18 protein-coding genes, 1 tRNA gene and 1 pseudogene are annotated in these 22,505 nt (G+C 63.9%); 5 read left to right on the forward strand and 15 right to left on the reverse strand.

What is annotated here, in order from left to right; translation table 11 throughout:
• Positions 1-113: 113 nt before the first annotated feature.
• The 10 genes from GRI55_RS09925 to GRI55_RS09970 all read right to left on the reverse strand — a co-directional run bounded on the left by GRI55_RS09925 (position 114) and on the right by GRI55_RS09970 (position 11,142).
• Positions 114-2,180 carry an acetyl-CoA carboxylase biotin carboxylase subunit gene (locus tag GRI55_RS09925; protein WP_160767010.1) on the reverse strand — a complete coding sequence of 689 codons (2,067 nt, stop codon included), beginning with the start codon at positions 2,178-2,180 and terminating at the stop codon, positions 114-116.
• A gap of 5 nt (positions 2,181-2,185) precedes the next feature.
• Positions 2,186-2,605, reverse strand: a complete 420-nt coding sequence (locus tag GRI55_RS09930; RefSeq protein ID WP_160767011.1) for a lysozyme inhibitor LprI family protein — start codon at positions 2,603-2,605, stop codon at positions 2,186-2,188.
• Positions 2,602-3,612, reverse strand: a complete 1,011-nt coding sequence (gene bioB / locus GRI55_RS09935) for a biotin synthase BioB (protein WP_160767012.1) — start codon at positions 3,610-3,612, stop codon at positions 2,602-2,604. Before bioB ends, GRI55_RS09930 begins: the two co-directional genes overlap by 4 nt.
• Positions 3,609-4,070 carry a DMT family transporter gene (locus tag GRI55_RS09940; protein WP_228135230.1) on the reverse strand — a complete coding sequence of 154 codons (462 nt, stop codon included), beginning with the start codon at positions 4,068-4,070 and terminating at the stop codon, positions 3,609-3,611. The genes bioB and GRI55_RS09940 overlap by 4 nt, the downstream gene beginning before the upstream one ends.
• On the reverse strand, positions 4,070-6,229 hold the full coding sequence (gene scpA / locus GRI55_RS09945; RefSeq protein WP_063511206.1) for a methylmalonyl-CoA mutase: 2,160 nt from the start codon (positions 6,227-6,229) through the stop codon (positions 4,070-4,072). The genes GRI55_RS09940 and scpA overlap by 1 nt, the downstream gene beginning before the upstream one ends.
• A gap of 175 nt (positions 6,230-6,404) precedes the next feature.
• Complete coding sequence (locus GRI55_RS09950) at positions 6,405-7,190, reverse strand: enoyl-CoA hydratase-related protein (RefSeq protein ID WP_063535376.1); 786 nt, start codon at positions 7,188-7,190, stop codon at positions 6,405-6,407.
• Positions 7,191-7,292: 102 nt separating this feature from the next.
• Positions 7,293-7,904 (reverse strand): glutathione S-transferase family protein, encoded by a 612-nt coding sequence (locus tag GRI55_RS09955; RefSeq protein WP_160767013.1) that lies wholly within the window; start codon positions 7,902-7,904, stop codon positions 7,293-7,295.
• Between the two features lie 156 nt (positions 7,905-8,060).
• Complete coding sequence (gene mce / locus GRI55_RS09960; protein ID WP_160767014.1) at positions 8,061-8,510, reverse strand: methylmalonyl-CoA epimerase; 450 nt, start codon at positions 8,508-8,510, stop codon at positions 8,061-8,063.
• Between the two features lie 307 nt (positions 8,511-8,817).
• Positions 8,818-10,350, reverse strand: a complete 1,533-nt coding sequence (locus GRI55_RS09965; RefSeq protein ID WP_063511210.1) for an acyl-CoA carboxylase subunit beta — start codon at positions 10,348-10,350, stop codon at positions 8,818-8,820.
• 54 nt (positions 10,351-10,404) lie between these two features.
• Complete coding sequence (locus GRI55_RS09970) at positions 10,405-11,142, reverse strand: TlyA family RNA methyltransferase (protein ID WP_331251266.1); 738 nt, start codon at positions 11,140-11,142, stop codon at positions 10,405-10,407.
• 46 nt (positions 11,143-11,188) lie between these two features.
• Here GRI55_RS09970 and GRI55_RS09975 point away from each other — a divergent pair, with 46 nt between their 5' ends.
• A complete protein-coding gene (locus GRI55_RS09975) occupies positions 11,189-11,749 on the forward strand; it encodes a hypothetical protein (RefSeq protein ID WP_160767016.1) in 561 nt (186 codons plus the stop codon).
• Between the two features lie 492 nt (positions 11,750-12,241).
• The gene (locus GRI55_RS09980; RefSeq protein ID WP_050599942.1) at positions 12,242-13,324 is read left to right on the forward strand and encodes a branched-chain amino acid aminotransferase; all 1,083 of its coding nucleotides are present in this window, start codon (positions 12,242-12,244) and stop codon (positions 13,322-13,324) included.
• Here the strand turns inward: GRI55_RS09980 and GRI55_RS09985 are convergent, their stop codons facing one another.
• The 4 genes from GRI55_RS09985 to GRI55_RS10000 all read right to left on the reverse strand — a co-directional run bounded on the left by GRI55_RS09985 (position 13,325) and on the right by GRI55_RS10000 (position 18,723).
• Entirely contained in the window at positions 13,325-14,212 is an 888-nt protein-coding gene (locus tag GRI55_RS09985) for a DMT family transporter (RefSeq protein ID WP_050599943.1), read from the reverse strand.
• A 2-nt stretch (positions 14,213-14,214) separates the two neighbouring features.
• Positions 14,215-16,284, reverse strand: a complete 2,070-nt coding sequence (locus tag GRI55_RS09990) for an NAD(+) synthase (protein WP_160767077.1) — start codon at positions 16,282-16,284, stop codon at positions 14,215-14,217.
• 282 nt (positions 16,285-16,566) lie between these two features.
• Positions 16,567-17,583 carry a sensor histidine kinase gene (locus GRI55_RS09995; protein ID WP_063507071.1) on the reverse strand — a complete coding sequence of 339 codons (1,017 nt, stop codon included), beginning with the start codon at positions 17,581-17,583 and terminating at the stop codon, positions 16,567-16,569.
• A 138-nt stretch (positions 17,584-17,721) separates the two neighbouring features.
• Positions 17,722-18,723 (reverse strand): DNA topoisomerase IB, encoded by a 1,002-nt coding sequence (locus GRI55_RS10000; protein WP_160767017.1) that lies wholly within the window; start codon positions 18,721-18,723, stop codon positions 17,722-17,724.
• Positions 18,724-18,815: 92 nt separating this feature from the next.
• On the opposite strand from GRI55_RS10000, the gene yghU reads away from it, so the two are divergent.
• The 3 genes from yghU (at position 18,816) to GRI55_RS10015 (ending at position 21,240) form a co-directional block, all read left to right on the forward strand.
• Positions 18,816-19,667: a glutathione-dependent disulfide-bond oxidoreductase gene (gene yghU / locus GRI55_RS10005; protein ID WP_202392410.1), complete on the forward strand. Its 852-nt coding sequence runs from the start codon at positions 18,816-18,818 to the stop codon at positions 19,665-19,667.
• Positions 19,668-19,742: 75 nt separating this feature from the next.
• Positions 19,743-21,152, forward strand: a complete 1,410-nt coding sequence (locus GRI55_RS10010) for an MFS transporter (RefSeq protein ID WP_160767019.1) — start codon at positions 19,743-19,745, stop codon at positions 21,150-21,152.
• Between the two features lie 13 nt (positions 21,153-21,165).
• Positions 21,166-21,240 (forward strand) — tRNA-Gln (locus tag GRI55_RS10015).
• An 847-nt stretch (positions 21,241-22,087) separates the two neighbouring features.
• On the opposite strand, the pseudogene GRI55_RS10020 reads toward GRI55_RS10015, so the two are convergent.
• Positions 22,088-22,499, reverse strand: a pseudogene (locus GRI55_RS10020) (IS3 family transposase); the annotation flags it as partial.
• Positions 22,500-22,505 lie beyond the last annotated feature (6 nt).

Here is a 22,505-nt window from a genome sequence, read left to right on the forward strand (position 1 = left end):
GGATTCCAGAGCATTTACCATTTTGACCGGCTCGGCGGGGAAACCTGCGCGAAACGGAAAGCGCCGCTGAACCGATCTTGCGCAGGAAGTTCCGTTTGCGCCGGATCCGCGAACTATTCGAGTTCGAGGATCACCTCGTCCACTGCGAGGGAATCGCCTTCCGCCGCGTTGATCTTGCCCACCGTCGCCTGCTTTTCGGCGCGGAGGATGTTTTCCATCTTCATCGCCTCGACGGTGGCTAGCGGCTGACCCGGCTGGACCTCCTCGCCTTCGGCTACGTGCAGCTTCACCAGCAGCCCCGGCATCGGGCAGATCAGCATTTTCGACAGATCGGGCGGGGTCTTCTCGATCATATGCGCCGCGAGATGCGCGACCCGCGTCTGCAGGATCCGCAAATGGTGCGTCGCACCGCGCGTCGTGATGGCATAGCCGGTCCGGGTGGACCGCAGCTGGAGCGTGTAGCGCGCGACCGGATCGGCATCGTCGTCCGCTCCGTTTTCGAACAGCGCGACATCGACCATCGTTTCGCCCGGAGTGTACTGCATTTCCAGCGTGACCGGTTCGCCATCGACGGTCAGCGCGGCTTCCTCGAGCCGCACTTCGTGCGATGTCGAGCCTTCCTCGCGTCCGCCGATGCGTACCGTCCAGTCGCCGGGAGCGTAGAGGTCGTCGGACAGCTGCCCTTCGACGCGCCGCGCGCGGTCGGCATCGGCCGTGGCGATGACGCCGGCGACCGCGGCCAGAACCCGCGTCAGCTGGTCGGACGCGGGCGCGCCGGTGAACCCATCGGGATATTCCTCGGCGATGAAGCCGGTGGTCAGTTCGCCCGAACGGAAGCGCGGGTGCTGCATGATCGCGCTGAGGAAATCGACATTGTGCCCCAGCCCCTCGATCCGGAAGGCATCGAGCGCCGCGATCTGCAGATCGGCCGCCTCGTCGCGCGTTTCGCCCCAGGTGACCAGCTTGGCGATCATCGGGTCGTAGAACATCGACACTTCGCCGCCTTCGAACACGCCGTCGTCGACGCGGATGCCGTCGACGCCGCGGCGGCCATTGGCAGCGCCATCATCGGCCCATGGTTCGACCGGGGGCTGGTACCTTACCAGGCGCCCGGTGGACGGCAGGAAGCCGCGATAGGGATCTTCGGCATAGACGCGGTTCTCAATCGCCCAGCCGTCGATTTTGACATCGTCCTGCGTCATCGCCAGCTTCTCGCCCGCCGCGACGCGGATCATCTGCTCGACCAGATCGACGCCGGTGATAGCCTCGGTCACCGGGTGTTCGACCTGAAGGCGGGTATTCATTTCGAGGAAATAGAAGCTCTCGCCGGTCTTGTCGGCGCCGCTGACGATCAGTTCGACCGTGCCCGCGCTGTGATAGCCCACCGCCTGCGACAGCGCGACGCATTGCTCGCCCATCGCCTTGCGCATCTTCGGCGTCACGAAGGGCGACGGGGCTTCCTCGACCACCTTCTGGTGGCGGCGCTGGATGCTGCATTCGCGCTCGTTGAGATAGATCACATTGCCGTGCTTGTCGCCGAGGATCTGGATCTCGATGTGGCGCGGATCCTCGATGAACTTCTCGATGAAGACGCGGTCGTCGCCGAAGGAGTTGAGCCCTTCGCGCTGCGTCGCTTCGAAGCCCTCCTCGACATCCTTGTCGTTCCAGGCGAGGCGCATGCCCTTGCCGCCGCCCCCCGCGCTGGCCTTCATCATCACCGGATAGCCGATGTCGTTGGCCCATTTGAGCGCGTCTTCGGTGTTCTCGATCGCATCAGGCGATCCGGGAACCGTGTTGACCCCGGCGTCCTTGGCGATGCGCTTGGATTCGATCTTGTCGCCCATCGCGGCGATGGCGTTCACCGGCGGGCCGATGAAGGCGATATTCTCTTTCTCAAGCGCTTCGACGAAGCTCGCGCGTTCGGACAGGAAGCCATAGCCCGGATGCACCGCCTCGGCGCCGGTCTGCTTGGCCGCGGCAATGATCTTGTCCGCCACCAGATAGCTTTCCGCCGCGGTTGCGGGGCCGATATGCACCGCCTCGTCCGCCATGCGAACGAAGGGTGCGCGCGCATCGGCATCGGAATAGACCGCCACGGTCGCGATACCCATGCGCTTCGCCGTCTTGATGACGCGGCAGGCGATTTCACCACGATTGGCGATGAGGATTTTCGTGAACATCGGTGTCAGTTCTCCGTTCCGGGCTTCGCTTCGCCGGACATCTGATTGCGCGTCAATTCGCGCAGTTCTTCGGTTCGCCGCTCGGTCAGAACGGTCATGCAGGTGCTGTGGAGGAGCGGTTGCATCGTTCCCCCGCGCGCATCGTAGCTCGACAGCCGGCAGTGCGCGTCGCGGTACGCGATCCAGGCGCGCTGGGCTTCCAGCAGGCTTTCCCAATAACCCGGCTGGTCATCCTCGACCGCATAACCGTCCTCGCGCTGCATGACCGCGCGCACTTGCGGCCACAGCGCGTTCAGTTCGGCGTCCGCCTGCTCCCATTCCCGATGCGCGCAGATGTTCATCTCGCTTTGCACTTGCGGGTCGGCGCAGTCGGGCATGCCGGCAGCGGCCTGCGCAGTCAGCAGAAGGGACGACAGGATGATCATTCGGCCGGCTCGGCCACCTTGCAGGCGCGCATCGGTTCTTCCTGCTGCAGCGCCGTCAGGCCCAGCTTGGCGAACAATGCGGCGTCGGTGTCGTCGCCCGCATTGGGCGCGGTGAGCAGCTTGTCGCCGGTGAAGATCGAATTCGCGCCCGCCATGAAGCACAGCGCCTGCGTGGCCTCGCTCATGCTCTCGCGTCCGGCGGACAGGCGCACCATGCTCATCGGCATGGTGATGCGCGCGACCGCGACGGTGCGGACGAATTCGATATCGTCGATCTTGGCGAGCGGCGTATCGGCCAGCATATCGCCCAGCACCGTGCCCTTGACCGGGACCAGCGCGTTGACCGGGACGCTTTCGGGATGGCGCTCAAGCGTGGCGAGCGTGTGGACGAAGCCCACCCGGTCGCTGCGCGTTTCACCCATGCCGACGATCCCGCCGCTGCACACGTTGATCCCCGCATCGCGGACGTTCTGCAGCGTATCGAGCCGGTCCTCATACTTGCGGCTGGAAATCACCCGCTCGTAATATTCGGGGCCGGTGTCGACATTGTGATTGTAATAGTCGAGGCCCGCTTCCTTGAGCATGTCGGCCTGTTTCGGCGTCAGCATGCCCAGCGTCATGCAGGTCTCCAGCCCCATCGCGCGCACGCCTTTCACGATCTCGACGATCGCGGGCATGTCGCGGTCCTTGGGATTGCGCCAGGCGGCGCCCATGCAGAACCGCTGGCTGCCCGCATCCTTCGCCTGCGCCGCGCGCTGAAGGACCGATTGCACTTCCATCAGCTTGGTCGCCTCGACCCCGCTGTCGGCCTTCACCGACTGCGAGCAATAGCCGCAATCTTCCGGGCACCCGCCGGTCTTGATGCTGAGCAGCGTGCACAGCTGGACTTGGCTGGGCGGGTGAAACTCGCGGTGGATGCTCGCGGCCTGGAACAGCAGTTCGGTAAAGGGAAGGTCGAACAGCGCCGCGATCTCGTCGCGGGTCCAGTCGGTGCGGATTTGGGTCATACAGGCTTCCTGGCAAGGTAAAGGCCGAATGCCATGACCGCCAGCCCGAGCGCGCGCTTGGGGGTGATCGCGCTCTGGATGGAGCCAAGCAGGCCGAAATGGTCGATAATCGCCGCAGCGACGATCTGGCCCAGCAGCACGAAGAAGATCGCATTGCCCAGCCCGATACGCGGCGCGGAGTAGGCCACCGAAGTAGCGTAGAACAGCATCACGACGGCGCCGATCCACAACCAGGGCCGTTCGAAAGTGAAGGTGCTGGCGGCGGGAAACCCGGTGAATACCAGCATCGCAGTGGCGATGACGAAACCGATCGCGAAGGTCACCGCTGTCGCCGCCACGGGCCCGCCAAGCTGTTGGCCGAGCCCCGCGTTAAGCGCCGCGAAAACCGGAATGCCCAGCCCGGCCGCGAACATCATGGCGGCAAGCGGCAGGAAGGCAGGGGACGAAGATGCGCTCACTACTGCGCCGCCTCGTCCAGATCCTCGCCCGCGGGAGGCATGTTGTGGCCGAGCAGGCGCAGCACGTCGGCGGCGCATTCGACAACATTGCTGCCCGGGCCGTAGATGCCCTGTACCCCGGCATCGCGCAGGAAGTCGTAATCCTTCTGCGGGATCACCCCGCCCGCAATCACCTTGATATCGGCGCGGTCGGCATCGCGCAGGTGCCCGATCAGCTCGGGGATCAGCGTCTTGTGTCCCGCGGCAAGACTGCTGGCGCCGATCGCGTCGACATCGTGTTCAAGCGCCATGGCGCAGGCTTCACCGGGCGTCTGGAACAGCGGGCCAGAGAGGACTTCGAAGCCCATGTCGGTGAACGCGCTGGCAATGACATTGGCGCCGCGGTCGTGCCCGTCCTGGCCCATCTTGGCGACCATCAGCCGGGGTGCGCGCCCGAGCCGGCGTTCGACCGCCTGCACGCCTTCGACGACCTGCTGGTAGCGATCGTCTTCGGCATAGGCGGCAGCATACACCCCGCGGACCGGTTTGGGAATCGTGTCGTAGCGGCCATAGGCGTCTTCCATCGCCTGGCTGATTTCGCCCAGCGTCGCATCGTGACGCGCAGCCTCGACCGCGAGGGCAAGCAGGTTCCCCTCACGCTGGGCGGCCCCGCGCGCCAGGGCGTCGAGCGCAGCGCGGCAGGCGAAATCGTCGCGCTTGGCGCGCACTTCTTCCAGCCGCGCGATCTGGCTCTGGCGGACTTTGTGGTTGTCGATATCGAGTGTGTCGATCTCGTCTTCCTTGTCGCGGCGGTACTTGTTCACGCCGACGATGACGGTTTCCCCGCGGTCGACACTGGCCTGCTTGGCGGCTGCCGCCTCCTCGATCTGCGCCTTGGGTTTGCCGCTGGCGACATATTCGGTCATCCCGCCGGCCGCCTCGACCTCGTCGAGCATGGCCTTGGCCTGTTCGACCAGCGCGGCGGTGAGGCTTTCGATGTAATAGCTGCCACCCAGCGGATCGGCGACATTGGTGATGCCGGTCTCCTCCTGGATCACCAGCTGCGTGTTGCGCGCGATCCGGGCGCTAAAATCGGTCGGCAACGCGATCGCCTCGTCCAGCGCGTTGGTGTGGAGCGACTGCGTTCCGCCCAGCACCGCCGCCATTGCTTCCACCGTGGTGCGGATCACGTTGTTGTAGGGGTCCTGCTCCTGCAGCGAGACGCCGCTGGTCTGGCAATGCGTGCGCAGCATCTTCGACTTGGGGTTCTGCGCCCCCAGCCCTTCCATGACATCGTGCCACAGCGCGCGCGCGGCGCGCATCTTGGCGATCTCCATGAAAAAGTTCATGCCGATGCCCCAGAAGAAGGACAGGCGCGGCGCAAAGGCATCGATATCGAGGCCCGCTTCCATCGCCCGCTTGGCGTATTCCTTGCCGTCGGCGATGGTGAAGGCCAGTTCCTGCACCGCCGTCGCCCCGGCTTCGTGCATGTGATAGCCCGAAATCGAAATGCTGTTGAATTTCGGCATGTTGGCCGAAGTATATGCGATGATGTCCGAAACGATCCGCATGCTCGGTTCGGGCGGATAGATATAGGTGTTGCGGACCATGAACTCCTTGAGGATGTCGTTCTGGATGGTCCCGGCCAGCTTGTCCTGGGCGACGCCCTGCCGTTCGGCGGCAACAATGTAGAAGGCCAGCACGGGGATGACCGCGCCGTTCATCGTCATCGATACGCTCATCGTGTCGAGCGGGATCTGGTCGAACAGGATCTCCATGTCGCGCACGGTATCGATCGCGACGCCCGCCTTGCCGACATCGCCGACGACGCGCGGGTGATCGCTGTCATAGCCGCGGTGCGTGGCGAGATCGAATGCGACCGACAGACCCTTCTGCCCGGCGGCAAGGTTGCGGCGATAGAAGGCGTTCGATTCCTCTGCCGTGGAGAAGCCCGCATACTGGCGGATGGTCCACGGGCGCCCGGTGTACATCGAGGCGTAGGGCCCGCGCGTGAACGGCGCGATCCCCGGCACCCCGGGATCGACCAGCGCGGCAGTGTCCTCGGAGGTATACAGCGGCTTCACCGCGATCCCTTCGGGCGTGTGCCAGGTGAGATCGCGTCCCTTCACTTCCTTGTCGGCGAGGGGCTTCCAATCGTCATAAGTCGGCTTGTCGGTCATGCACGGTCCTAAACCACAATCGTATGCACAGGAAAAGAGCGGGCTCTCGTATCTGAGGCCAACCTTCCACGTCACCCCCGCGTAGGCGGGGGTCCAGATAAGGGTGCGATCAATGGCAAGCTTTGCTGGATCCCCGCCTTCGCGGGGATGACGAAAGACTTGCGGCGTTCGCCTCTTACTCGCCCTTGAAGTCCGGCTTGCGCTTCTGGAGGAAGGCCATGCCGCCTTCCATCGCATCCTTGCTCGCACCCGCCAGGCGCTGGCCCTCGGCCTCGGCCAGCAGCACCTCGGTGATGGTGCCGTCCATCGCGGTGGCGATGTTCTTCTTCATCGTGGCGTAGGCCAGCGTCGGACCATTGGCGAGCTTCTCCGCCAGCGCGCGGGCTTCGCCGATCAGCGCTTCGTCATCGACCGCCTTGTAGATCAGGCCCCAGTCCTCGGCCTGGCTCGCACCGATCTTCTCGCCCAGCATCATCATCCGCGTGGCGCGCGCACGGCCGATCGAGCGCGCGAGCAGCCAGGTCGATCCACCATCGGGCACGAGGCCGATGTTGACGAAGGCCTGGAGGAAATAGGCGCTCTTGCCCGCCAGCACGAAGTCGCCCGCCAGCGCAAGGCTGCAGCCGACGCCCGCGGCGGGGCCGTTGACCGCGCAGATCACGGGCACGTCGGCGCGCAGCACCTGGTTGATCGCCGGGTTGTAATGGTTTTGCAGGGCGCGGTGGCTGCCGCCCTTGTTCTGCAGCGCGCTGCCCTCGCCCCGCGCGGCGAGATCGGCGCCCGAGCAGAAACCCTTGCCCGCGCCGGTTATCAGAACTGCGCGGCTGTCGCCCAGATCGTAGAAGGCTGCGCCGATTTCGTCCGCCATCTGCGGCGGCATCGCATTCAACCGGTCGGGCCGGTTGAGCGTGATGGTGGTCAGCGGGCCGTCCTTCTCGACGACGATGGTTTCGTAGCTCACGCGTCTCTCTCCAGGGTGCTATTGGTTAGTTTCGTTTCGTTTCGCAACCGACCTTGGCTGCGATGACGCCCGCGTGCAAGAGGCTTGCGCAGCGGGTGGGCTTCAGGCGGCCGCGCTGAGCCGTGCCGATACCCGCTCGTGCCATGCCGCCAGCGCCGCGCATTCCCCGGGCATTTCGAGCCCGACGAACTTGGCGAAATCGACCGTGGTCAGCAGCAGGATATCCGCGGCGGAGAAATCGTCGCCGGCAAGGTGGTCGCGCGCGCCGAGCGATTCGTCGAAGAAGCGCATCGCCTCGGCCACCCGCGGCCGGTTGGCCTCACCCCACTCCGCATTGCGCCCAGGCAGGGCGGCGGTGAAGGGATGCGTATGCACCCACACCGCGCCGACCGGCGGCATGAGGATCATTTCGACCCGGCGGCACCACATCTCGATTTCCGCGATTTCGCGCGAGGTGGTACCGAACAGCGGCGGCTCGGGATGCTCGGCCTCGAGATAGCGCATGATCGCGACGCTTTCGGCGATCACCGTGCCGTCATCGAGCTCGAGGATCGGCGTCTGCCCACGCGGGTTCTTGGCGACGAAGTCCTCCGCCTTCTGCTCGCGCTTGGGGATCGAGACTTCCGTGCTCGGCAGTTCGATGCCCTTCTCGGCGGCGAAGATACGCACACGGCGCGGATTGGGCGCCGGGTTGGGACTGTCGTAGAATAGCATCGAAGTTCCTCTCATTTCCGCCGTCTTTTCTCGTCATCCCCGCGCAGGCGGGGATCCAGATAACGGTCGCTCAAACTCGCAAGGTAAGTTGGACCCCCGCCTGCGCGGGGGTGACGAAAAAGGTTGGTTAGGGCACGATCAGATTTCCCAACCCCCTCAGTTCGACCAGTGCGCGTCGTCCTTGGGCGTTTCCATGATCTCGGTCAGCTGGCCCATCATGTCCTTGGGGTGCAGGAAGAAGATCGGCGTGCCATGCGCGCCGATACGCGTGGGGCCGAGGATCCGCTTACCCATGTCCTCGAACCACTTACGCGCGTCCTCGATGTCCTCGACTTCGTAGCAGACATGATGCTGTCCCCCTGCGGGGTTCTTGACGAGGAAACCGGTCAGCGTGGACTGCTCGCCCAGCGGCTCGATCAGCTCGATCTGCGTGCCATGGGTGCCGTTTTCGCCGGGCGTATCGACGAAGCAGACTGTCACCCCCTGCTCCTCGAGATCGAAAGGCTCATGCGTGATGCTCGCGCCCATGACATCGCGATAATAACGCAGCGATTCCGCGATCGAAGGCGTCGCGACGCCGATATGGTTGAGACGGCCGAGTTTCATTTCATCTGGTCCTCTAGTTGCGCTGGAGCCGCGTTCGAATTCCCATTCCAATCAACATACGCGGAGACGCACGCTGCACCTGCGGCAATCACTGCAGACAGCGCAGTTAAAGTCGCAAGCGTCCCTTGGAAAATGCTGAGACGAAACTCTTTCTTGGCGGTAAGTATCTTCGTGTCGATCCAATAGAGCTCGCCGTTCGAATCCACGCCCAGATGATTAAGCGCGTCAGTGCTAATTGGACGAACTCCGGGAGGCGCCCCCTCCTCGGGCTCAGCAGTCGACTGCGCCCAATGTTTGCGACCGTCACTCACAGCGGAATATTATCATGCTTCTTCCACGGGTTCTCGAGCTGCTTCGTCCGTAGCTTCCTCAGCCCCAGCGCGATCCGCTTGCGCGTCGAGTGCGGGTAGATCACCTCGTCGATATAGCCGCGGCTTGCCGCGACGAAGGGGTTGGCGAAGCGGTCTTCGTATTCCTTGGTCTTCTCGGCGATCTTGTCGGGATTGTCGCGGTCCTGGCGGAAGATGATCTCCACCGCGCCCTTGGCGCCCATCACTGCGATCTCGGCAGTGGGCCAAGCGTAGTTGAGGTCGCCGCGCAGGTGCTTGGAGGCCATCACGTCGTACGCGCCGCCATAGGCCTTGCGGGTGATCACGGTGATCTTGGGCACGGTCGCTTCGGCATAGGCGAACAACAGCTTCGCGCCGTGCTTGATGATGCCGTTGTGTTCCTGGCTGGTGCCGGGAAGGAAGCCGGGCACGTCGACGAAGGTCAGGATCGGGATTTCGAAGGCATCGCAGAAGCGCACGAAGCGCGCGGCCTTCTTCGAGCTGTTGATGTCGAGCACGCCCGCGAGCACCATCGGCTGGTTGGCGACGACGCCCACCGTGCGCCCCTCGACCCGGCCGAAACCGCAGATGATGTTCGCCGCATGGCCCGGCTGGACTTCGAAGAAATCGCCTTCGTCCAGCGTCTTACGGATGACTTCGTGCATGTCGTAAGGCTGGTTGGCATTGTCGGGGATCAGCGTGTCGAGGCTCGGTTCCTCGCGGTCCCAGGCGTCCGAGGTCGGACGCTCAGGCACGTCCTCGCGGTTGGACAGCGGCAGGTAATCGAAGAAATCGCGCGTCGCGAGCAGCGTCTCGATGTCGTTCTCGAAGCTGTTGTCCGCCACGCTGGTCTTGGTCGTATGCGTCTTCGCACCGCCAAGTTCTTCCTGCGTGACGACCTCGTTGGTAACCGTCTTCACCACGTCGGGGCCGGTGACGAACATGTAGCTCGAATCTTCGACCATGAAGATGAAGTCGGTCATCGCCGGGCTGTAGACCGCCCCGCCCGCGCATGGCCCCATGATCAGGCTGATCTGCGGCACCACGCCGCTGGCGAGCACGTTGCGCTGGAACACCTCGGCATAGCCGCCGAGCGACGCGACGCCTTCCTGGATGCGCGCGCCGCCGCTGTCGTTGAGGCCGATCACCGGCGCGCCGACCTTCATCGCGGTGTCCATCACCTTGCAGATCTTCTCCGCATGGCGTTTCGACAGCGAGCCGCCGAAGACGGTGAAATCCTGGCTGAAGACATAGACCAGCCGGCCGTTGATCGTGCCCGACCCGGTGACCACGCCGTCGCCGGGGATCTTCTGGTCCTGCATGCCGAAGTCGACGCAGTCATGTTCGACATAGGTGTCGAGTTCCTCGAAGCTGCCTTCATCGAGCAGGATGTCGAGCCGTTCGCGCGCGGTCAGCTTGCCCTTGGCGTGCTGCGCGTCGATCCGCTTCTGCCCGCCGCCCATCTTGGCGGCATCGCGGCGGCGTTCCATTTCGGCGATATTGGCGGACATGCTCTCTCCGTGAATAGGTTTTGATGTGCGACTAGTGCCAAGCGAGGCGCAAGGTCAATCGCGCGGCGCGCTTCTCTCGGCGCTGATGAGGAACTCGACATTGCCTTCGGGGCCGGTGATCGGGCTTTGGGCGATGCCCTGTACGGTAAAGCCCAGTCCTTCGATCCAGTCGCGCACTTCGTCGCAAACGCGGCGGTGCAGCGCGGGGTCGCTGACCACGCCCTTCTTGCCCACTTCCTCGCGCCCGACCTCGAATTGCGGCTTGATCAGCGCGACGAGGCGGCACTGCGGGGCCGCGAGCTGGAGCGGACGATCGAGTACCTTGGCCAGCCCGATGAAGCTGGCATCGCACACCACCCAGTCGCATGCCCGGTCGATCATGTCCCGCGTGAGGATGCGCGCGCTGGTCTGTTCGAGCACGGTGACGCGCTCGTCCTGCCGCAGTTTCCAGGCCAGCTGGTTGGTGCCGCTGTCGACTGCGAAGACATGCTCCGCCCCGCCCTGCAGCAGCACGTCGGTGAAGCCGCCGGTGGACGAGCCGATATCCATCGCCACCGCGCCGCGCGGGTCGAGGTCGAAATGTTCGATCGCATGCGCCAGCTTGATGCCGCCGCGCGAAACCCAGGGGTGATCGCGCCCGCGCACGTCGAGCGCCGCGTCCATCGGCAATTGCTGACCGGGCTTGGCCAGTTTCTGTTCGCCGCTGAACACCAGCCCCGCCATGACCAACGCCTGCGCGCGCGTCCGGCTCTCCACGAGCCCGCGGTCCACCAGCATCTGATCGAGGCGCATCTTTTTCGTCATTGGAAACATGCGCGTTAGCGATCATTGTGCATGCATGAAACCGATCTATGTGCATCTGGGTGGCGCGCTGGCGCTGAGCTTCACCATCGCGGCCTGCGTGCCCGCGCCCGATTCGACCCCGGCGCCCACGCCAACACCTACGCCGACCCCGACGCCCACCGCCACCGCGCCGGCCCCGCAGCGGCCCGCTCCGCCCGCATCAGAAAACTGGATCGACCGGCCGCAAACCGCGGGCGACTGGAGTTACCGCGCCGGGGCCGATGGCGGCGTGGCCATGTTCGGTGCAAATGCCGACAAGCCCCTGTTCGCGATCGATTGCGACCGCGGGGCCGCACGCGTGACCCTCAGCCGTATCGGCAGCGCCGCTGCACCTGCGACGATGACGATCCGCACCGAAACCACCGATCGCACGCTTGCCGCGACGCCCGCTGCGCGCGAACTGCAATCGCTGACGGCGACGCTCGCGGCGAATGACCCGCTGCTCGATGCGATGGCGGTGACGCGCGGACGATTCGCGGTCGAGACGCCAGGGTTGTCCACACTTTACCTGCCGCCCTGGGCGGAAGTTTCCCGCGTGATCGAGGATTGTCGCTAGGCGGAGTCGCGATCCGCTTCGCTCTCGCAGGACGCGGGATCTCGCGGCACAAAAAAGGCCCGGGAAACGACCCGAGCCACAAACGCCAAGTCTGACGTGGGAAAACTTTTTTACAAGGGTTGTTTTGCCCCCCTCGAAGACTCCAATATGCCTTCCAAGATCAGCGGCGAAACGCGATCTTGGTCCCCGGAGACGGGGTACTTTGGCTCTAAACAGCGCGAAAGGAGGTGATCCGATGTCTCATGGTCCAGCAGAGAGGTCGGCAAGTTTCCGCACGGGGCACTATCGGTAGAACATACTTTTAGAGGCTTCGTAAGCGGCACTTCCCGCCGCTGACCATGCGAAGGGCAGTTCCACCTACGGGCGTGGGGCTGCCCTTCTCATTTTGCCGCGCCGGCAATTCGCGGGCATTGCGCGCCATGATCCGACTGCCCATTCCCGGCCTGCTCCAAGACCTTGCCTCGCGCGCGGCTTCCCATTACCCGCGCGCAGATGGATTTCGAGCACCTACCCCATTCCGCCCCCGTCCCCGGTGAAACACGCCAGCAGGCCCTGATGGACCCCGGCTTCGGCACGCTCTTCACCGACCACATGGTGGTCATCGATTACGATGCCGATCTTGGTGGATGGCACAAGGCGACGCTGGGCCCGCGCGAGCCGATCAGTCTCGATCCGGCGGCAGCGGTGCTGCATTATGCGCAGGAAATCTTCGAAGGGATGAAGGCGTACAAGCGCGAAGACGGCACGCTGGCGCTGTTCCGCCCCGAACAGAATGCCCGGCGCTTCAACGAAAGCGCGCGCCGCATGGCGATGCCCGACTTGCCCGAAGAGCTGTTCCTCGAATCGATCCGCCAGCTGGTCGCCAAGGACCGCGATTGGGTCCCCTCGATCCCCGATGGCGCGCTGTACCTGCGGCCCTTCATGTTCGCTTCCGAAGCGTTCCTCGGCGTACGTCCCGCGCGGCAGTACAAGTACATCCTGATCGCCTCGCCCGTCGGCGGCTATTTCAAGGGCGGCGCGAAACCGGTGAAAATCTGGGTCAGCCGCAATTACACCCGCGCCGCCCCCGGTGGCACCGGGGCGGCCAAGACCGGCGGCAATTACGCTGCCAGCCTCGTCCCGCAGGCCGAAGGAATCGAGAACGGCTGCGACCAGGTGGTCTTTCTCGACGCGGTCGACAAGAAATGGGTCGAGGAACTGGGCGGGATGAACCTGTTCTTCGTGTTTGACGACGGCAGCGTGATCACCCCGCCGCTGACGGGTACGATCCTGCCCGGCATCACCCGCGACAGCCTGATCCAGCTTCTTCGCGAGGAGGGTCTGAAGGTGCGCGAGGAACCGTACAGCATCGACCAGTGGCGTGCCGACGCCACCGAAGGCCGCCTGCTCGAAACAATGGCGTGCGGCACCGCCGCGGTCGTCACCCCGGTCGGCACCGTGCTGGGCCCCGATGGCGAATTCACCATCGGTAGCGGCGGGATCGGGCAGATGACCCACAAGATCCGCGAGAAACTGGTCGGCATCCAGAAGGGCGCCATCGAGGACACCCACGGCTGGACGGTCACGCTCGACTGATCAGAAACGCGGGCGCACCAGGAACCGGCGCGTGAAAGTCGCGCTGGGCCGCAGCACGATTATCGCCACCCCTGCCAGCGCGATCGCACCGCCGATCACCAGCCGCTCGCCGATCGCATCGCCGGTCAGCCACGCGCCGAACACGATCGTCAGGATCGGCGTGAACAGCGTCAGCGGCACGACCAAATTAGCGTCGTATTCGCCAAGCAGGCGGAAATAGGCGGTGTGCGCCCCGATCGAGACGACCAGGCTGGCGAAGACCAGACACGCCGCCAGTTCCCAGGGCGAAGCGGCCAGAGCCGCGAACTGACCGCTTTCCAGCGTAAGTGACAGGGGCAGCAGCACGGCGACCGAAGCCACCGCCGCCCAGCCCTGCAGCCGGATCGACGACAGGTCGAGACGCTTAACGAAAACGGTGCCGAGCGCCCCGACCATCGCCGAAAGGAATACCAGCAGCAGCCCGGTGCTGGTCTGCATCTGGTTCTCCCCTGCCATGGCGAACAGCACGCCGCCGAAGGCGAGGCCGATGCCCAGCCCACGCCGCCAACGCACCTTTTCGCCCAGGAAGAGGATTGCGAACAGCACCGTCATCGGCGCGCCGCTCAGGCTGACGACGCCGGCGGCCGACGGGCTGGCGGTTTCCAGGCCCATGAACAGCAGCGCAAAGGATCCGCCGCTGATGGCCAAGCCGATGACGAGGACCTGCCACAGCTTGGCCGGCAGGGGCCGCAGCAGCGGAATCAGCACCGCCGCGACGATGATGGAGCGCACGAGCGCGTAGAACAGCGGCGGAGCGGAAAAGTCGGTAATCGCCAGCTTGCTGACCACGACGTTGAGCGCCCAGGCGATGTTGCAGAACGCCATGATCAGCAAAGCGCGAAAGGACATCGTTAGTCCTCGAGCGGGGGCAAGGCGGCGGCCAGTTCGGCCAGCCAGGTATCGGCCACCGAATCGCTCGGTGCGCGCCAGTCGCCGCGTGGGCTGAGCGCGCCGCCTGCACTGACCTTGGGCCCGTTGGGCAGTGCCGAGCGCTTGAACTGGCTGAACCCGAAGAACCGCTTGAGGAATTTCTCCAGCCAGTGGGCAATCGTGGCGAGATCGTAGTGGTTCTTGGCGTCTTCGGGGAAATCGATCGGCCACTGGCCCGCTTGCACATCTTTCCACGCATGCCAGGCGAGGAACGCGACATGGCTCGGCTTCTGCCCCCAGCGTACGATGTGATGAAGGAAGAAGTCGTTCAGCTCATAGGGCCCGATGATCGATTGCGTGCTCTGTATCGCGCCATCTTCTCCGGCCGGCACCAGTTCGGGGCTGATTTCGGTATCGAGAATATCGGCGAGCACGGCGTCGACGCCTTCGTCGAACTGGCTGGTCTGGGTCGTCCAGCGGATGAGATACTGGATCAGCGTCTTGGGCACGCCCGCATTGACGCCGTAATGGCTCATCTGGTCACCCACGCCATAGGTGCACCAGCCCAGCGCCAGCTCGCTCAGATCGCCCGTGCCGATCACCCAGCCGCCATGCTGGCTGGCAAGGCGGAACAGGTAATCGGTGCGCAGGCCCGCCTGGACGTTCTCGAAAGTCGTGTCGTAGACCGGCTCTCCATCGGCGAAGGCATGGCCGATATTCTCCAGCATCAGCCGCGCGGTGGCGGTGATGTCGATCTCCTCGGCGGTGATGCCGAATGCCTTCATCAGCCGCCAGGCGTTCGACTTGGTGTCGTTCGACGTCGCGAAGCCGGGCATGGTATAACCACGGATATCGGTGCGCGGGCGCTTCAGCCGGTCCATCGCCTTGGCCGCCACGATCAGCGCGTGCGTGCTGTCGAGCCCGCCCGAAATCCCGATCGTCAGGCATTTGGGGTTGGTCGCCTGGATCCGCCGCATCAGTGCATCGACTTGGATGTTGAACGCCTCGTAGCAATCCTCGTCCAGCTTGTCGGCGCGGTTCGGCACGAAGGGAAAGCGCCGGATGGGACGATGCAGGCCGATGTCCCCGCGCACGGCCGCATGGTCGAATTCGACGCGGCGGTACCAGTCCTCGGGCCGCCCGGCCGCTTCGGCGGCATCGTTGAAGGTCTGCATGCGCATGCGTTCCGACAGGATGCGCTGCGTATCCACGTCGGCGATGCTCAGCTCGGGCTCCAGATCGAAGCGCTGGCTCTCGGCCAGCAGATCGCCCAGCTCATAGATCATGCCCTGCCCGTCCCACGCCAGGTCGGTGGTGCTTTCGCCGTGCCCGCTCGCCGAATAGGCATAGGCGCATAGCGTCCGGCTCGAACTGGCGCGTGCCAGCAGGTGCCGTTCGTCCGACTTGCCGATAACGATGTTCGACGCAGACAGGTTGAGCAGGATCGCAGCGCCGGCAAGCGCAGCCATGGTCCCCGGCGGATTGGGCGCCCAGAAATCCTCGCAGATTTCTATTCCGAAGGCGAAACCGGGCAGATTGCTTGCTGCGAAAATCAGGTCGGTGCCGAACGGCACTTCCTGCCCGCCGCAGCGAATGGTCAGACCGACGCAGTCGCGGCCATGGGCAAACCACCGCTTCTCGTAATATTCGCGGTAATTGGGCAGATAGCTCTTGGGAACGACGCCCAGCAGTTCGCCCCGCGCCACGACCAGCGCGCAGTTGTAGATGCGTCCACCGCGCCGCAGGGGGGCGCCGAACACCAGCACGGGTGTAAGATCCCGCGATGCCTCGACGATCGCGGCGACCTGCGCCTCGACCGCGTCGAGCAGGGCCATCTGCAGATGCAAATCGTCGATGGCATAGGAAGAAAGCGCAAGTTCGGGATAGAGTAGCACGTCGACATGCTGCGCGTGGGCCTGGCGGGCAGTCTCCAGAATGCCAGCCGCATTATACGCGATATCCGCCGTGCGCACCTTGGGCGTGCTGGTCGCCACGCGGACAAAACCATGCGTGTGAAGATCGTAGAAGGAATGCGTGTCGCTGCCACTCATGCGGGCTGGGCCTTTCGGGTCGGGATATCCAGATGCGGGTGCCGGTTCGAGCCAGTCCGCTGGATGGCAAACGCCCAGCTCGGCCAAGCGTTTCTGGACCGAGGCGCGGGCAATCTTGCCCTTGGCTTCCCAGCCGTAGACGGTGCGGCTGGGCCACGGATTGGGAAGGCCATAGCGCGCGCCGAACTGGTCCGCGCTCAGGGGCGGGTCATGCGTTTCGCGCCAGCGGCGCAACTTGAAACCAGCCAAGTGCATTCGCGGGCGGTATCCTTTTAGGCTACCCTAGGCAAGTTCGCTCTGGTCCTCGCGCCGCATTTCGGTGCGATAGCCGTTGAGGATCGGCCCGGCGTGGTGGGTCGCTTGCGCCTGAGTGGCGAAGGCCGCAAGCAATTGACTCCCCAGCCCGCCGCTGGGATCGGTCGCAGCTTCTGCGCCTATTCCATTGTCTTCGATGGTGAAACGCCAGCTTCCACCGCGCTCGTTGAAGAACACTGCGATCGTCCCCGGTCGCTGTTCGGGGAATGCGTATTTGCAGGCATTCGCCACGGCTTCGTTGAGATAGAGGCCGATCGCCACCGCCTCTTCGGGCGTAAGCGTCGCCTCGTCGATCTCGCGGAACAGGCGGACCGAAGGCGGCAAAGCCGATGCCTCGATCCGGTCGAGCAGGAATTCGAGATAGGGCTTGATCGAGACATTCGGCTCGTCCGATTGTTCGAGCGCCAGCGCCGAATAGGCATCGGCGAAGGTCCGTACCCGTCCCACCGCATCGTCGAGCGGTGCGTGCAGTTCGGCCTGCGGGATGCGCCGTTTCTGAAGTTCGAGCATACTGGCGACCAGCGCGAAATTGTTCTTCGTGCGATGTTCGAGCTCCGCCAGCAACGTCAGCCGCCGGTCGGCGCGTTCGCGGATTTCGGATAGCGTCGCCTGGGCGGCGCGGCGGAATGCCTCGGCGAACACCACGACCACCACCGCGCTGGCGGCATTCAGCAACACACGCACCGGATCGGTGGGGTCGGCGAACAGGAAGGATCTCGCCGGCGGGAGGATGAAGAACCACGCCCAGCAGAACGTGACTGCCAGCGCGACCACTCCGGCACGCCAATGGCCGTACAGCGTGGCAAGCAGGACGGTGGGGTAAATCAGCGCGAAGGGTCCCGATACCGGAGCCCAGACGTCGATCAACGAGCGCACCCCGATCATGGCAGCCGCACACATTCCGCCGAACACGATCTGCGCTGCCACCTTGCTGCGCCGGGCAAGGAACTGGCGGCTGACATCGAAATTGGCAAGCCGGTGCATGATGGCAGTCTTCCGGCGGAGTACAGATGCCCGCCGCTACCGTGATGCATAGGCGAACGCTCGACGGCTCCGCACCATCGGTCCGGTCCATTTACTGCGTTAAATCAAAAAGCGGAAGAGGCTTGCCACGCTCACGCCTCAGGCGGCCAGCAGATCCTCGGCTTTCGGACATTCCTGCAAGAGCTCGATCAGCGCGCGTTCCTCGCGGGTCAGCCAGCGCGTCGCGCGCGGCAGCCGGAGCTCCTTGCGCCAGCCTTCCTGCCCGTCGAGCAATCCGAACAACACCGGGTGAATATAGCTTTTACGCGCCACGGCGGGCGTGTTGCCGAGATGGTCGGAAACGCACTCCAGCAGTTCCTTCATCGGGATCGTACCCTCGGCCTGGTGCAGGCAGGTCAGCGCCTTGACGCTGGCGTGCCAGGTGCGGAAGTTCTTGGCGCTGAAATCCTGCCCCATGATCTCGCGCAAATAGGCGTTCACCTCGCTCGAACCGACCGCATGCTGCTCGCCGTCGTCATCGATGTATTTGAACAGGTTCTGGCCGGGGAGGTCCTGCATCTTGCGCACCACCCGGGCGAGGCTGCCATCTGAGAGGGTCACTTCGCGCGGCTTGCCGCCCTTGCCCTTGTAGCGCAGCCGCAGGGTCTTGCCGGTCAGTTCGGCATGGCGGTTGCGCAGCGTGGTGGCACCGAAACTCTTGTTCGTCCTGGCATAGCCCTCATTGCCGACACGCACCGCGCCCAGATCGAGCAGGCGGACCACGCTGGCGATGGCGCGGTTGCGGGTCAGCTTGTTGCCCCGCAGATCGTCCTCCACCCGCTTGCGCACGAGCGGTAGGAGATTGCCGAATGTGATGCAGCTGTCGAATTTCTCGCCCTCGCGGGCAGCCCGGAACTGCGGGTGGTATCGATATTGCTTGCGCCCCTTGGCGTCGATGCCGGTCGCGAGGATGTGGCCATTGGGGGCCGGGCAGAACCATGCATCGGTATAGGCGGGCGGCAGCGCCACGGCATTGAGCCGGCGCTTCTCCGCCCGGTCGGTGATCAGGCGCCCTTCGGGATCGTAATAGGCCCATCCCTTGCCCGCTCCCTTGCGGGAGATACCGGGCAGATCGTCGTCGACATAGATGAGCTTCGTCATGGCGAAGGGAAGAACCTTGGTACGGCATGGACGGTTCCCCAACTTGCGACGAACGGGAGGCTGCATTACCCCCGCACCAGAGGAGAACGATCTTGGCCGACCCCACCTACACCCCGCCCGAAGTCTGGCAGAACGACACCGAGAACGGCGGCCGGTTCGCCGGAATCAATCGTCCCACTGCCGGCGCGCGCGAGGAAAAGCCGCTGCCGGTGGGCGAGCACGATTTCCAGCTCTATTCGCTTGCCACGCCCAATGGGGTCAAAGCCACGATCATGTTCGAGGAGCTGCTCGAGGCGGGCCATTCGGGCGCCGAATATGACGCCTGGACGGTCAATATCGGCGACGCGGCGCAGTTCACTTCGGGTTTCGTCGATCTCAATCCCAACTCGAAGATTCCCGCGCTGCTCGACCGCAGCGGGCCCGAGCCGCTGCGCGTGTTCGAAAGCGGAGCCATCCTGATGCATCTGGCGGAAAAGTTCGGCGCTTTCCTGCCCACCGACCATAGGCGCGCCGAAGTGCTCAGCTGGCTGTTCTGGCAGGTCGGCAGCGCCCCTTTCATCGGCGGCGGGTTCGGCCATTTCTATGCCTACGCCCCCGAGAGATACGAATATCCCATCAATCGCTATGCCATGGAGACCAAGCGCCTGTTCGATGTCGCCAACCAGCAGCTGGCGGAGAGCGAATATCTGGGCGGGAGCGACTATACCGTTGCCGACATTGCGACCTACCCCTGGTTCGCCCCCTTCGTATTCGGCAACATCTACAACGAAGCCAGGACCTTCCTCTCGATTCACGAATACGAACATGTCGATCGCTGGGTGAAGCAGATTGCCGAGCGCCCTGCCGTGCGGCGGGGCCGCATCGTCAACAAGACCTGGGGCGAGGAAGACACCCAAATGCTCGAACGGCATTCGGCCGCCGACTTCGAAGGCAAGTCGCTCTAGTACGCTCGTCGGCAACCGCTTGACTCGGACGCCGCGCTGCCCTCTCCTCGGCTCAACGGAGAGAGGGCACGCGCGTTGGCTAATCAGGATCCCCCGGTCGGGAGGCTGGAGAAGCTCGGCTATGGCGTTGGTGATCTCGCCTCGTCGCTCTACATCAACTTCTTCAACATCTACCTGCTCTATTATTTCGTAGAGCTGGGCGGCGTCGGCCCCGCGGCAATGGGCCTGATGCTGCTGCTGACCAAGTTCTTCGATGCAATCACAGATCCGGTCATGGGGGCCATCGGCGATCGCACGCGCACGCGCTGGGGCCGCTACCGGCCCTATCTGCTGTGGGGGGCGGTGCCCTTCGGCCTGTTCGGCGCCGCCATTTTCGCGGCCCCGGAACTTACCCCCGGATCGATGCTGGTCTGGGCGTATGTCACCTATACGCTGACCATGGTTGCCTTCACTGCGACCAACGTGCCCTATTCGGCGCTGATGGGCGTGATTTCGCCAAGTGCGGATACGCGTTCCTCGGTCGCCGCCTACCGAATGATCTTTTCCGCGCTGGCGGTGGTCGGCGTGGCGGTGGTCGCGACCACGCTGGTGCGCGAACTGGGCGCCGGCGACGAACGACGCGGCATCATGCTGACGATGTTCGTGCTGGCGGGCGCCGGCATGCTCGCACTGGTCATCGCTTTCGCGTCCACGCGCGAACGTATCCCCCCTGCTCCCACCAACGGCCGGATCCGCGACGATATCGGCTTGCTGATCCGGACCCCGGCGTGGATCGCGGTCGCCGCCGCGGCCGTGCTCACGCCCGTTGCGCTTGCTTCGCGCGCTTCGAGCGCGCTGTTCTGGTTCCGCTATGTCGCGGGCGACGATGGCCGTACGGTCTTCCTGTTCCTCGACCGGGTGGGGCTCTTCTATACCGGCTTCGCGCTGGGGCAGCTGATCGGCGTGCTCGTCGCCGCATCGCTGGCCCGCCGGTTCGACAAGGCGCACCTCATCATCGTCGCCGGCATCATCGAAGTCGCCGCGATCAGCGCGTTTCACCTGATGCCGGTCGATGCAGTCTGGCCGCAGACCGCCGCGCAGGTCTTCGTCGGCGTCGGACTGGGCATGATGATGATGCTCGCCTATTCGATGTTCACCGATATCGCCGAATATCTCGAGTGGTCGACCAAGCGGCAGATGACCGGTCTTGCCGTATCGGGCGCGGTCTTCGCCGTTAAAACCGGCGTGGCGATCGGCGCCGCGCTGCCCGGCCTGTTGTTCGCCCTGACCGGCTTCGAGGCAGGGGCAGTGCAGACCGCCGACGCCCGTCTAGGCATCGATCTCGCCTTCGCCATCGTGCCTGCGGCAATCATAATCCCGGCGGGCGTGGCGATGCTGTTTTACAAGCTCGACCGGCGGACCATCGCGCACTTCGAAAGCGAACTTGCGCAGCGCCGGATGCAATCGGCCCCGACCCCCTTCCCTTCCCCGCCCGAGACGCTATAGGGGCGCGCACTGCTGGGGTGTAGCCAAGTGGTAAGGCATCGGTTTTTGGTACCGACATTCGCAGGTTCGATCCCTGCCACCCCAGCCAAGCGGCCTCGAAAATAGCTGAAGAGCGGAGAATTCCAAGGATGTGAATCCAAGGGTTTCCCAGTTGTCCCTAGCAACTGTACCAATCAGCTGTCCAAAGGCAGGGATGACAGTAGGCCTAAAAAGGATTGCCCGCATGCCCCGATCCCCCGCTCAAAACCTAAGCGCCGTGGTGCCGTTTAGTGGTGGCAACGAATATTTCCCGCACCCTTTTTAGTTTTTTCCGATTCTCGGCTCATAAGCTTGGAGTTCGACCTCTTCACCAAAGGGCTGGACACCGACCGCGGGCTGCCAAGGGGATGACAGCATAGTGCAAGGTTGAGAATATGTTTCTGAGACAATGTAGCCGGTTACGGCCTAGATGAGCAGGCCATCTCCACGATCTTCATTAAGTAGGTTCGAAGCTATCGCGAAGAACTTGTCGATCTCACAGTTGCCTGGAAAGCACACCCTATGTGAAATAGTGTGTCCGATCGCCACACCGATCTCGCCGTCTTCAACAAATCCTGGAGTACAATAGAACCTCAAGAAGTTGCAGGAAAGGCTGGAGGACGAAGCGAAGGCCAAAAAGATCAGGCGGCTTTCCCCCGACGCAGTTTGCGGTCGAGGGTCGAAGAGATTAGCGAAGCGCCAAACTGAGTATCACGGATCCGTCTCCCATCTCGGATTGCGAGGAGGAAAGGATACGGTTGGTCAGGGCTGCCATGACCCCCAGCTTTCCTCCAGCTAGGATTAGAGTCGAGTGGCTTTTGCTGTGCATGAGCGCGGTTGAAGCAATAAACTGCGTAGCGGAGCCGTTAGGGCGTAGCGGCATAGCCCGTTGCTTATCCAGTTTGGCGGCGTTAGTCGAACCGGCAACGCTGGTTCGCCACTTCGCGCAGCTTCTCTCGTATCTCGTCGTAATCGTCCCTCGTGGAACGGTAGCACACGCTCCCCGATTAACATCAATGACCCGGCACGCCCGCCGCTCGCTCATCCCATGGCGGTCCTGAAGATGAGCAACAGCTTCCTGCCTCGCGCAGGGCGTCAGAACTTTCTTGCCAGGATATCCTTTAACGCAGCCTGATCAAGCATCGCATTCGCCGACAGCCGCTTCAGCTTCGCGCTCTCGCTCTCGAGCGTTCGCAAACGACGAGCCCGGAAGCCTTAAGCCTGCCATACTTCGACTTCCCGGGCCGACGAACCAAGTCAGCTCGCCCCCGCTTCGGCCTCTTTCAGAACGCTAATGATCCGCTCCTCGCCAAACCCCGCTCTTCTAATCTCGTC

Source organism: Qipengyuania citrea (genome assembly GCF_009828015.1).
Classification (GTDB): Bacteria; Pseudomonadota; Alphaproteobacteria; order Sphingomonadales; family Sphingomonadaceae; genus Qipengyuania; species Qipengyuania citrea.